The sequence below is a fragment of the Brevibacterium sp. genome (assembly GCF_022712115.1).
Lineage (GTDB): Bacteria > Actinomycetota > Actinomycetes > Actinomycetales > Brevibacteriaceae > Brevibacterium > Brevibacterium salitolerans.
Map to the genome: position 1 here is coordinate 18,973 of NZ_JALAHB010000240.1, position 11,582 is coordinate 30,554.

Consider the following 11,582-nt stretch of genomic DNA (forward strand, 5'->3'; position numbering starts at 1 on the left):
CACTGCGCGGACCCGAGACCGAGGCACTCGACGGAGTCCTCGGAACTCCCGGATGTGCGTCGTCGCACACGGCGGCGCACATCCTCCCCACAGCTTCCGGCGCGACGGAGCAGTCGCCCGGCCTCAGCGCGACAGGTTCGCTGAGACCCCGGAGCACCTCGGTGCTCGCACATGATCGACTCAAAGGAGAGCCGAGATGACGACAGTGAAGATGTCCCATTCGATCCTGCCACGTGCCGTGACCGCGGTGGCCGGCGGCGCAGCCCTCGCACTCACGCTGAGCGCCTGCGCCGGATCTGCCGGAAGCGCCGGTGGCGGAGGCGGCGGGGAGTCCGCGGGCTTCGCCTACGACGCACCGCAGGAGGAGGTCGACGAACTCCTCGCCGACCTCGACCCCGTCACGATCAAGTTCCAGCCCTCGTCCGCGTCCCCCGACTCCGTCATGGCACCGGCGGGCACCGTCTTCAAGGAGTTGGTCGAGGAGCGCTCCGGCGGCAAGATCGAGGTCGAGATCGTCTGGGGTCAGGCCATCGCGAGCTACGGTGAGGTCCACGACGCGCTGGCAGACGGCCGCGTCGACGTCGCGTTCACCCTGCCTCCCTACGACCCGGCCGAGTTCCCTGCGATCAACGATCTGGGAACAGCGATGGCTGCGTTGCCTGCTTCCCCTCTCGTGGGTGAACTGGTCGCCAACGCAGTGGGCAACGAACTCGGCTGGTCGAATCAGTCGGCCCTCGACACCTACGAGGAGAAGGGGATCACCCCCCTCACCCCGCTCGCGGCCTCGGGCGGCTACTACACCGTCTGCAACAAGGAGGTCCATGGCACAGACGACTGGAAGGGGCTGCAGGCTCGCGCCGGCTCCAGCGCCCAGGGTGCGATGATCCAGAGTCTGGGCGGCACCCCTGTCTCGATGGAGTACGCCGAGACCTTCGAAGCCCTCCAGCGCGGCACAGTGGACTGCACCGTGGGCCAGCTGGTCCCGTCCGCGGAGTCCGGCATCTTCGAGGTCGCTCCGAACTTGGGCTATACGACTACGGCGAGCATCCCGCGCCTGGCCGGCGCCTACCTGGCCGGTTCCAAGTACAAGGAGCTCCCGCTCGCCTACCAGCAGATCATCTTCGACTCCAACGCGCTCGCAGGCTCCGGTGGTATGCAAGCTGTGATCGGCGGCAACGCCGCCGCGGTCGCGCAGGCCAAGGAGGCTGGCGGAGACGTGTCCGCGTTCGACGACGAGCTCCAGGATGCCATCGGAGAGTTCTCTCAGAAGGCGACCGAGGAAGCCATCGGCAATGGCCACATCGACGAGAACATCCTCGCCACCATTGCGGAGGGAGAAGAGCGCTGGGCCGAGGAATTCGCAGAGCTGGGCTACGAGGACGAGGGTGAGGTCTCCGACTTCGACGAATGGTTCGACCCGGAAACCGACTTCATGCCTTACGCCAAGGCCAGCTACGAGAAGGGTCAGGCGATGGAGCATCGCCCCAGCTGAGCGGTTGACCGTATGAGCCGCTCCCTCACTATCGCGTCCCATGGCTGTCCGGCGCTGGACAGCCATGGGACGCGATCAGGGCGCACTGAACGTGGGCAGCTGCGGGAGCATGCAGAAGCCGCGGGAGCGCAGGAGTGGCACTTCACTTCTCATGCTCCCGCGCTTCTCTCCCGCCACGCTCCTCCCCGCGCCCAGCCAAGTTACGTCTGCGTAGCGGCCGCCCGCCACGGCCGCTACGCAGACGTAACTTCACGGAGGGCGCAGGGGTGACGTGCATGCGAAAGACCCCGGGTATGTGCTTCGCCGCCCATCTGCATGTGGGCGGTCAAGCGCATACCCGGGGTCTCCGTGTCTTCAGCAGCCCAGCTCTCGGCCCCCAGCTCTCAGCTGCCCAGGCCCCAGACGCCCAGCTCTCAGCTGCCCGGGCCTCAGATGTCCAGGTCCGCCACGGCTCCGAGCAGATCCTTCGCACGGGTGTCCACGTCCTCGCTCTGCATCTCGTTGGTGAGCAGGGAGAACGCGAGGCCGCGCTCCGGCCAGGCGCCGTGCAGTCCCCCGCCGGCACCGGTGTGGCCGAATGCGGGGCGCACGGGCCCATAGGTGCCGATGGGGTCGTCGAGCTCGTAGCCCAGCCCGAAGCGCAGCGGCCTGTCGTTGACCGCGTCCGTCCCCTCGGACCAGGTGCGGGTGTAGAGCGCGAGCGTCTCCGCGGACACGAGCGGGGCCTCCGGGGCGATGAGCAGGGAGTAGAGCTTCGCCATCGCGTCCGCCGTGCCCACCGCCCCGCCGGAGGCCAGTTCCGCGGCATGCCACAGGCGCGAGTTGTAGAGCGGCTCGTCCCCCGTCAGCAGCGCGCCGTACATGCGGTCCACGACGGCGCGGCGCTCCGGGTCGTCCCGGAGGAACGTCTGCACCCGATAGCCCGGAGCCTGGTGGATGGGAGCCACCCGCGGCTCCTCCGATTCCGGCAGTCCGAGGTGCAGGTCGAGCCCCCACGGCTCGCTCAGCTCGGTGCGCACCAGTTCGCCGACGCCCTTGCCCGTGATCCTGAGCAGGATCTCCGCGAGGAGGTAGCCGTAGGTGGTGGCGTGGTAGGCGACCTTGGTGCCGGGCTCCCACAGCGGCGCCTGCGCGGCGAGGATCTCCGCCATGCGCGCGTTGTCGACACGTTCCTCCACCGCAGCCGGTTCCGGGTCCGCGTAGAGAAGGCCGAGGGTGTGGGACAGCACGTGGTGGACCCGCACGTCCGCCTTGCCCGCCGCGGCGAACTCCGGCCAGTACTCGGCCACCGGGACCTGCGGGTCCAGCAGGCCGCGGTCCGTGAGCTGTGCCGCGAGCGTGGCGACGACCCCCTTGGTGCCGGAGAACAGCACCGCCATGGTGTCCTCGTTCCAGGGCTCCTCACCGTCCCGCTCCGTCACGCCCCCGGTGAGGCGCAGCAGCGGCCTGCCCTCCCGGTAGAGGGAGAACGCCAGCCCGCCGGAACTCTCCCGCACGTGTGCGGAGAACACCTCGGTGATCCGTTCTGCGGCTCCGGCCGGGAGACCGTCCGCGGCGTGTGCCGTGGTCCGCTGGTGCGGGGCTGCCGAGGTCGTCTCAGAGCGTGGGGACATTCGCGAGGAGCTCCTTCGTGTAGGCGTGCGTGGGATGGGTGAGGACGTCGTCCGTGGGGCCCTCGTCCACGATGACCCCCTGGTTCAGCACCGCCACACGCGCGGCCACGTGCCGGGCGAGGGCGATGTTGTGGGTGACGAACAGCATGGACAGTCCGCGCTCCTCACGGAGGCGGGTGAGGAGGTCGATGATGCTCGCCTGCACCGAGACGTCCAGGGCCGAGGTGATCTCGTCGCAGATGAGCACCTGCGGCATATTCACCAGGGCGCGGGCCACGGCGGCGCGCTGGCGCTCACCGCCGGAGAGGTCGCCGGGCCTGCGGGAGTAGAACTGCCGTCCCAGCCGCACGGAGTCCAACGCCTCCTCCACCCGCTCGCGCCGCTGCGCACCGCTGAGTCCGCCGGCCATCTCCAGCGGCACGCTCAGCGACTCACCCAGCGTCCTGCGGGGATTGAGCGAGGAGAACGGCGACTGGAAGATGTACTGGATCTCGCGCCGCTGGTCCAGCGTACGGCGGCGGGTCGAGGTCGCGAGCTCCTCTCCGCGGTAGGTCAGCGAACCGGTCCAGGAGTCGAGGATGCCCGCGAGCGACCGGGAGAGGGTGGTCTTCCCGGAACCGGACTCGCCCAGGAGCATGGTGCACTCCCCCGCGCGCAGGTCCAGATCGATGCCGTCCAGCACCGTCTTCTCGCCGTAGGACAGTGACAGTCCGCGTGCGGACAGGACTGCCTCTCGTTCAGCCTCCTGCGGTGCCGGAGAACCCGCGCCCGAGGCCGGCTCACGGGCCGCAGGCGTCCCGCCGGCCGCAGGCGTCCCGCCCGGGCGCTCGCGGACCGTCGCCGGACCGGCGGCCGCGGGCTCGGCGGCCTCTGGCGGTCGGGTCTCTGCCGCACCCGGGGCCTCCGCATCCGGGGCCTCGGCGCCCTCCGCATCCGCGGCAGCCAGCACAGCGGCACCGCCGGGTGCCTCCGCACCGGCGGCCGCGGCCTCGGCGGCCTTCCGCCGCGATTCGAACTCGCTGATCCGGTTCCGGCCGGCGAGGTCCGGGACAGCTGCGATGAGGGTCTTCGTGTAGACGTGCCGGGGTGCGCCCAGCACCTCGGCGGCGGGCCCCTCCTCCACGAGTTCTCCGCGCAGCATCACCGCCACCCGGTCCGCGATCTCCGCGACCACGGCGAGGTCGTGCGTGATGTAGAGACCGGCGACGTTGTTCTTCAGCACCATGTCCCGGATGGTATCCAGCACGAGCGCCTGCGTGGAGACGTCCAGGCCGGTGGTGGGCTCGTCGAGGACGAGAACGTCCGGGTACATCGCGAACGCCATCGCGATGCCGATCCGCTGCTGCTGACCGCCGGAGAGCTGATGCGGCCAGCGTCCCTGATAGGCGTCGTCGTCGGGCAGGCCCACCTCGCGCAGCACGCTGCGCACGCGCTCCGTGCGTTCGGCGGCGCTCGTGCCGAACTCGTGGATGTCCAGCACCTCGCGGATCTGCTCCCCCACCCGCATGCTGGGGTTGAGCGAGAGCGCGGGGTCCTGCGGGATGTAGGACACCCGGGAGCCGCGCAGACGGCGCAGTGAGACGTCGTCCAGCTCCGTCATCTCCGCCGGCTCCGTGGCATTGGAGGGATGCAGCGTAACGGAACCGCCGGAGTGGACCAGTCCTCTGCGGAAGTGGCCCAGTGCGGCAAGCCCCGCTGTGGTCTTGCCGGAGCCGGACTCGCCCACCAGCGCCAGCATCTCCGCCTGCCGCAGGTGGATGTCGACGCCCTTGAGGATCTCCGCGCCGCGTGTGGTGGAGATGCGCAGCGCGTCGATGTCGAGGATCGTGTCACCGGCGGCCACCCTGTCGTGCCAGGCGGAGCCCTCCACCATGGGCGCGCCGGTGGCGGTGCGGGTGCCGGTGGCCGTGCGTGTGCCGGAATCAGTGCTGCGCGCCATCATTCGTCCCCTACGTTGGCTGTGGCCGAGGCCCGTGCGATCGAGTCCGCGAGCAGGTTCGTGCCGATGGTGAGCACCGCGATCGCGAGGACCGGCAGCATCACGCCCCACGGCTGGACCGCGAGCGCGATGCGGTTCTCGTTGATCATGAGGCCCCAGTCCGCCGCCGGCGGCTGCATGCCCAGGCCCAGGAAGGACAGCGAGGCGATGGCGCCGATCGAATACGTGAGGCGCAGGCCGGCCTCCACCGTGAGCGGCCCGGTGACGTTGGGCAGGATCTCCCGGAACAGGATCCGGGTGCGCGGCATCGCGTACATCTCCGCCGCACGGATGTAGTCCTCGTTGATGACGCCCAGCGCTGCGGCCCGCGTCACCCGGGCGATGCGCGGAGCGTGCGTGATCGCGATGACCGTGACGAGCACCCACGGCTGGGGGCCCAGCACGGTGATGGCGAGCAGCGCGAAGACCAGCTGCGGAACGGCCAGCAGCACGTCGTTGGCGCGCATGAGCAGCGAATCGAGCCAGCCGCCCACGTAGGCCGCGACCATGCCGAAGAACACACCCAGGAACATGCCGAGAGCCGTGGCCAGCACCGAGTAGACGAGCAGTGTGAGACCGCCGGCGAGGAACCGTGAGAGCACATCGCGGCCGAGGTTGTCCGTGCCGAAGAGGCCGGAGCCCTGGAACGGCCGGTCTGCGAAGTCCGTGGCCGTGAAGCCGGTGACCCCGGGCAGCAGGAGCGGTCCCACGAGGGCGGTGACGAGCACCAGCGCCGTGAGCGCCGTGCCGATCTTCGCCTGCCGCTGCGCCCAGAAGCGGGTGACGACGGTGTTCCTGGGAGAGGGCTTCTCCGCCGGAGCGCCCGAGGCCGCGGTCCCCTGCGGCACGGGCGCTCCCTGCGATGTGACTCCCTGTGCGGCGGCCTGTTCAGGAGAGGGTGTGTGCGCGGTCATCGCTTCTCACCTCCGGTGCGGAGCTTGGGATCGGCCAGGATGCCGACGATGTCCGCCAGCAGGTTCACGACCATGTAGATGACGGCCACGAGCATGGTCAGCGCCTGCACGACCTGGACATCGCGGTAGTTCACCGCGTCGATGAGCGCCTGCCCCAGGCCCGGATAGCGGAAGAGGAACTCGACGACGACCACGCCGCCGGCCATCCAGGCGAGCTGGATCGCGGCGACCTGGGCGACGGGGCCGATCGCGTGCGGGAGCGCATGGCGCAGGATCACGCGGCGCTCCGGCACGCCCTTGAGCCGGGCCATCTCCACGTAGCCGGAGTCCAGCACCTCCAGCATCGTGGCACGCATCATCCGGGCGATGTAGGGGGTGACGACGAGGACGAGGACCGCCGTGGGCAGGATGAGCTGGCTGGGGAAGTCCCAGACATTGGTGCCCGGCGGGGCCATCGTCACGGCCGGCAGGAGGTTGAACACCGTCGTGGCGAAGATCGCCACGAGGGCGATGCCGATGACGAACTCCGGCAGCGCGGCGAGGACGAGGGCGATGCCGGTGATCGTCGAGTCGACGGCCTTCCCGCGGCGCAGCGCGGACCAGATGCCCAGCAGGATGCCCGCGGGGACGGCGATCACCGCGGCGATGACCATGAGGAACAGCGAGGCGCCCGCGCGCTCCCCGATCATCTGGGACACCGGCAGACCGGAGGCGGCCGAGGTGCCCAGGTCGCCCGTGAGCAGGCCTCCCAGCCAGATGAGGTAGCGCTGCCAGGCGGGGTCGTCGAGATTCATCTGCGCGTGCAGGGCGGCGATCCGCTCCGGGGTGGCCTGCTGGCCCAGGATCGCCCGGGCCGGGTCGCCGGGCAGCAGCAACGTGGCGCAGAAGATCAGCAGCGAGACGGCGAGGAGGATGACGATGCTGATCGCCAGCCTCCTGACTATGAGCTTGGCGATCATTTGACCTCTCCGATCCAGACCTTGTGCAGCTGGAAGCCGGAGAGCGGCACACCGCTCCGGTCCTCCTCCAGTCCGCCCACGTAGCTCTGATAGGCGTCGATCTGATTGGCGAAGCCCCAGATGATGAGACCGCCGCGGTCGTAGAGGATCTCCTGCGCCTGGCCGATGAGCTCCTGGCGCTTCGCGTCGTCGGTCTCCGAGCGGATCCGCCCCACCAGGTCGATGTACTCCTCGTCGTCCCAGTGCGTCTCGTTGAAGGGCGCGTCCGGCATCATGCCGGCGTTGGACTGGCCCAGGAAGTCACGGGTGTACCAGAACGTCTGGGAGAAGTCGTAGTTGAGATAGTCCGTCCAGTAGGTGGTGAGGTCCATCCGGTTGATCGTCACGGTGATGCCGGCCTCCGCGGCCTGCTCCGCGAACACCTGCGCCGCTTCGACCACGCCGGACTGGATGGGTGCGGTGACCAGCTCCACCTCGAGCCCGTCGGGATAGCCGGCCTCCGCCAGCAGCCGCTTGGCCTCCTCGATGTCCTGCTCGCGCTGCGGCAGGTCCTTCGGATATCCCTCGCCGAACACGGCGAACATGTCATTGCCCACCGTGCCGCGGCCGGAGAGCACCTGTTCGAGCATGCCGGGCCGGTCCACAGCCAGCCGGAAGGCCTGCCGCACCTTCACGTCGTCGAACGGCTCGCGGTCCACCCGCATGGTGAACGGCATGTACATGCCGGTGACGGAGTCGAGGATGTTGATGCGCTCGTCCGCGCCGATCACTTCGACCAGCGCCGGCGGGATCTGTGCGATCGCATCGACCTGGTTGGACAGGAGCGCGTTGATGAGCGCGTCCGTGTCGTTGAAGTTGAGGAGGCTGACCTCGTCGAGGTAGGGCCCCTCGTCGCCCCAGAAGTGGGGGTTGCGCACCATCACCGTCGACATCGCCGGCGTGAAGCTGTCGAGCATGAACGGGCCGGTGCCCACCGGAGCCGCCGGGTCGAAGTCCTCCGGCACGATGATGTTGCTGTAGGAGCCGAAGTTGTTGAGGAACGCGGAGTCCGCCACGGAGAGCCGGAACTCGATCTCGTTCTCACCCGTCTTGGCGATCTCGTCCAGATGGGCGAGCGAGGCCGCGCCGGACTTGGGGTCGTCCGGGTCGATGATCCGCATGTAGCTGGCGATCACGTCCTCCGGTCGCAGAGGTCTGCCGTCACAGAACTTCACGCCCTCGCGCAGCTGGACGGTCCAGACGGTCGCATCGTCGTTGGGCGTCGCGGCTGTGGCCAGCATGGGCTGCAGCGTGTAGTCGTGGTCGAAGTACATCAGCGTGTTGTACAGGTTGATGGCGCGGGCGATGTCGCCGAGGTTCGTGGCGACCGCGCCGTCCAGGGTGTCCGAGGCGCCGCCGCCCACGAACCCCACGCGCAGCTCGCCGCCGGAGACGGGCGGTCCCTGCACGTTCACCTGCGGCGCCGCAGCGGGCCTGCCGCCGCACGCGGCCAGCAGGATGCCGAGGCCCAGCCCCAGCCCGCCTCCGAGCACCGTGCGTCTGCGCAGCTCCGATCGACCGGAATGCTCCGGTGGGATCATGGCTCATCGCCCCCTGTCCTGTGTTGGGATGTACGTCACAGTAAGAGGCTTGTTGCAATATGTGCAACTTCAGACGAGTTTCGCGACGTGGAACCCTGCGCTCTCAGGGCAGGCGCGCTCCGCACTCTCAGTGCTGGTGAGGAGCCTCCCGCAGCGCCAGCTCGAGATCCGCCCAGAGATCCTCCACGTGCTCGATCCCCACGCTCAGCCGCACCAGCCCCTCCGGCACCGTGGCCGGCTCCGCCGTGTGACGACGGCGGCGCTCGATGAGGCTCTCGACCCCGCCCAGGGAGGTCGCGGGAGTCCACAGGCGGCACGCGCCCACGACCGCCTCGGCGACGCCCGCCGGCCCCAGGTCGATCGAGATGATCGCCCCGAAGCCGCTCATCTGCGCACGGGCACGCGCGTGACCGGCATCACCCGGCAGTCCCGGATAGCGGACGGCGCGCACCGCGGGATGACCGGCGAGGCGCTCCGCGAGCACCTGCGCGTTCTCGCACGCCCGCTCCATGCGCAGCGCGAGGGTCCGCAGACCGCGCAGCGCCAGCCACGCCTCGAAGGGGCCGGCGATCGCACCGCGGATCGAGCGGTCGTGGTGCAGCGCCGCCCGCACCTGCGGGTCGCCGGTGACCACGGCACCGAGGACCACGTCGGAGTGACCCGCCAGGTACTTCGTCACGGAGTGCACCACCACGTCCGCGCCCATGTCCAGGGGCCGCTGCAGCAGCGGTGTGGCGAAGGTGTTGTCCACGATCACGAGCGCGCCGTGCGCATGCGCTCCGGCCACCAGCGCGGGCAGGTCCGCGACCTCCAGCATGGGGTTGGTGGGGCTCTCCACCCAGAGCACCACGGGATGATCACCCAGGATCCCAGCGCGCTCCACGCCCGTCTTCGCCTTAGCGGCCGCGAGGGCTGCGAGGACGGCCTCGGTGTCCGCGATGTCCACCGTCACGAGGTCGAACCGGCCCTTGGCGGCGGCCTCCTCCGCCCCCACCAGCGCACCCTGGTAGGTGTGGGCGGGCATGATCACGGTGCCGCCGGGGGCAGTGAGCTCCAGCGCGGAGGCGATGGCCGCCAGACCGGAGCCGTAGAGCAGGCCGGGGAGCTCGCAGCCCTCGAGCCGCGCGAGCGCCTCCTCGAACGGATCCCAGGTGGGATTGGAGAACCGGCCGTAGCCGCGTCCGCCGTCAGCCAGCTCCCCCACCCCCACGAAGGTCGAGGACACGGTGATGGGCAGGTTCACGGGCGCGTCGTCCTCCCGCGCCGGTCTCGCGGTCTCCACGACCACGGTCTCCGGACGAAGGGACGGCGGCGCCGCGGAGTGCGGGGGCTGCACGGAATGCGGGGCGGCGGGATTCGCGGTCTGCGGAGTGCGGGGATCTTCAGGGAGCGACATGGGAACAGGGTAGACCGCGCTCGAGGTGCATCGGCGGGCCGTTTCACCCCCGCCGGCTGCTGCTCACCTCTGGCGGACGAGGTCCAGCAGCTCCGCCGCGGCTCCGCGGGGGCGGGTGCCGGCCGGCCAGAGCGCGCGCAGCGGGCGGGTGAGGCGCACCTCGGGCGCGTGGGCCACCTCGACGAGGGCACCGGAGTGCACCGCCTCGTGCAGCGCCAGGCGGGAGAGCGCGCAGGGAGCGATCCCGGCGCGTGCGGCGACCCGGATCGCCGCATTGGAGGAGTGTTCGGCCGCGATCGCCGGCCCGCCCCAGCCGGCGAGCGCACGGTCCACCGCATCACGCGTGCCAGAACCCGGCTCCCGGACCAGGAGCGGGGTCGCGGCGAGCTCGGCCGCGCCCACGGGCGCACGCCTGCGGGCCCAGGGGTGGCCGGGGCTCACCGCGACGATGAGCTCGTCCTCGCCGATCACCTGCGACTCCACCCCCTCCGGCGCTCCGGGGGACTCGATGAGGCCGAGCTCCACGCGGGAGGCGCGGACGGCCCGGGCCACCTCGAGCGAATTGGCCACCTCGAGGGCCACGCGCGCTCCCGGCCGAGCGGCGCGGAAGCGCTCCAGCCAGACCGGCAGGAGGAATTCCGCGACGGTGAGGGAGGCGCTCACACTCACCTCGACCGCCCGTTCCCGACGCAGCGCGGTGAGGCCGTCGCGCACCCGCACCAGCCCGTCGACCACCGGCTCCGCCCAGGCGGCCACCGCCCGGCCCTGCTCCGTGAGCACGGTGCCGCGCGGGGTGCGGACGAGCAGCCGCAGACCGGACTCCGCCTCGAAGGACCGCAGTGCGCGCGAGGCATGGGGCTGGGCGAGGCCGACGGCCCGCGCCGCCTCGCCGATTGAGCTCATCTCCCCGTCCCTGCCGGCGCGCAGCAGGTGGACGAGGAGGACGAGGACGCGGGTGTCCGGCAGCTCGTGGACGGGAAGGGGCATGCCCGCATCCTCCCACAGCCCATACCGATTCTGTATGCATATGGCCGGATCCGCCGTCTACCGCGGGCTCTTCCGACGGCGGAGAGTGGCGGACATGCCCACAGCTTCCCTCCTCAGCCCCGTCAGCGCAGCCCTTCCACGGCGTTCCTCCGTGCCCGGCCTGGCCGTCGCCGCCGCGGCCACCGTCGTCTCCCTCCTCCTGGGCTCCCTCGCCGAGGCCCTCAGCCCCATGCTCGTCGCGATCGTGCTGGGCGCCGTGCTCGCCAACACCGTGCATCTGCCGGCCGCCCTGGAGCCCGGGCTCGGCTACGCGGCCAAGACCCTGCTGCGCGGCGGCGTGGTGCTGCTGGGCGCACAGCTCGCGCTGGGCGACGTGCTGGCGCTGGGCGGCGGCGGAATCGTGCTGGCGGTCCTCGTCGTGGGCCTCGGCTTCGGGGCCGCGCTGCTCAGCGGCCGGCTGCTGCGGGTCCCCGTCGGCCCCACCCTCCTCATCGGCGCCGGCTTCTCCGTCTGCGGGGCCGCCGCGGTCGCCGGGGCACAGTCGGCGGTGCGGGCGAGCAAGGAGCACGCGGCGGCGGCAGTGGCCCTCGTCGTGGGCTTCGGCACCCTCATGATCGCCTTCGTCCCGCTGGCCGGTGCGGCCCTGGGCCTCGACCCGCACAC

General features: G+C 70.7%; 9 protein-coding genes. 2 read left to right on the forward strand and 7 right to left on the reverse strand.

Annotated elements, in window-relative coordinates; genetic code table 11:
* Positions 1 to 196: 196 nt before the first annotated feature.
* A complete protein-coding gene (dctP, locus tag Q0A33_RS14360; RefSeq protein WP_291798246.1) occupies positions 197 to 1,492 on the forward strand; it encodes a TRAP transporter substrate-binding protein DctP in 1,296 nt (431 codons plus the stop codon).
* A gap of 428 nt (positions 1,493 to 1,920) precedes the next feature.
* Here the strand turns inward: dctP and Q0A33_RS14365 are convergent, their stop codons facing one another.
* The 7 genes from Q0A33_RS14365 to Q0A33_RS14395 all read right to left on the reverse strand — a co-directional run bounded on the left by Q0A33_RS14365 (position 1,921) and on the right by Q0A33_RS14395 (position 10,919).
* Positions 1,921 to 3,105, reverse strand: coding sequence for a serine hydrolase domain-containing protein (locus tag Q0A33_RS14365; RefSeq protein WP_291798249.1), 1,185 nt, complete (start codon positions 3,103 to 3,105; stop codon positions 1,921 to 1,923).
* Entirely contained in the window at positions 3,089 to 5,044 is a 1,956-nt protein-coding gene (locus Q0A33_RS14370) for an ABC transporter ATP-binding protein (protein ID WP_291798252.1), read from the reverse strand. Before Q0A33_RS14370 ends, Q0A33_RS14365 begins: the two co-directional genes overlap by 17 nt.
* Positions 5,044 to 5,997: an ABC transporter permease gene (locus Q0A33_RS14375; RefSeq protein WP_291798255.1), complete on the reverse strand. Its 954-nt coding sequence runs from the start codon at positions 5,995 to 5,997 to the stop codon at positions 5,044 to 5,046. The genes Q0A33_RS14370 and Q0A33_RS14375 overlap by 1 nt, the downstream gene beginning before the upstream one ends.
* The gene (locus Q0A33_RS14380) at positions 5,994 to 6,956 is read right to left on the reverse strand and encodes an ABC transporter permease (protein WP_291798258.1); all 963 of its coding nucleotides are present in this window, start codon (positions 6,954 to 6,956) and stop codon (positions 5,994 to 5,996) included. Before Q0A33_RS14380 ends, Q0A33_RS14375 begins: the two co-directional genes overlap by 4 nt.
* On the reverse strand, positions 6,953 to 8,536 hold the full coding sequence (locus tag Q0A33_RS14385) for an ABC transporter substrate-binding protein (protein WP_291798261.1): 1,584 nt from the start codon (positions 8,534 to 8,536) through the stop codon (positions 6,953 to 6,955). The genes Q0A33_RS14380 and Q0A33_RS14385 overlap by 4 nt, the downstream gene beginning before the upstream one ends.
* A 127-nt stretch (positions 8,537 to 8,663) precedes the next feature.
* The gene (locus Q0A33_RS14390; RefSeq protein ID WP_291798265.1) at positions 8,664 to 9,932 is read right to left on the reverse strand and encodes a PLP-dependent aspartate aminotransferase family protein; all 1,269 of its coding nucleotides are present in this window, start codon (positions 9,930 to 9,932) and stop codon (positions 8,664 to 8,666) included.
* 63 nt (positions 9,933 to 9,995) lie between these two features.
* Positions 9,996 to 10,919, reverse strand: coding sequence for a LysR substrate-binding domain-containing protein (locus Q0A33_RS14395; protein WP_291798267.1), 924 nt, complete (start codon positions 10,917 to 10,919; stop codon positions 9,996 to 9,998).
* Positions 10,920 to 11,013: 94 nt separating this feature from the next.
* Between Q0A33_RS14395 and Q0A33_RS14400 the strand changes: the two genes are divergently transcribed.
* Positions 11,014 to 11,582, forward strand: a 569-nt coding sequence (locus tag Q0A33_RS14400; RefSeq protein WP_291798270.1) for a putative sulfate exporter family transporter, incomplete at its 3' end; no start/stop codon positions are given.

Coding starts and splice junctions, on each gene's coding strand:
- Q0A33_RS14395 (WP_291798267.1), bottom strand. CDS start 10,919: ATGCCCCTTCCCGTCCACGAGCTGCCGGACACCCGCGTCCTCGTCCTC.
- Q0A33_RS14375 (WP_291798255.1), bottom strand. CDS start 5,997: ATGACCGCGCACACACCCTCTCCTGAACAGGCCGCCGCACAGGGAGTC.
- Q0A33_RS14385 (WP_291798261.1), bottom strand. CDS start 8,536: ATGATCCCACCGGAGCATTCCGGTCGATCGGAGCTGCGCAGACGCACG.
- Q0A33_RS14370 (WP_291798252.1), bottom strand. CDS start 5,044: ATGGCGCGCAGCACTGATTCCGGCACACGCACGGCCACCGGCACCCGC.
- Q0A33_RS14365 (WP_291798249.1), bottom strand. CDS start 3,105: ATGTCCCCACGCTCTGAGACGACCTCGGCAGCCCCGCACCAGCGGACC.
- Q0A33_RS14380 (WP_291798258.1), bottom strand. CDS start 6,956: ATGATCGCCAAGCTCATAGTCAGGAGGCTGGCGATCAGCATCGTCATC.
- Q0A33_RS14390 (WP_291798265.1), bottom strand. CDS start 9,932: ATGTCGCTCCCTGAAGATCCCCGCACTCCGCAGACCGCGAATCCCGCC.
- dctP (WP_291798246.1), top strand. CDS start 197: ATGACGACAGTGAAGATGTCCCATTCGATCCTGCCACGTGCCGTGACC.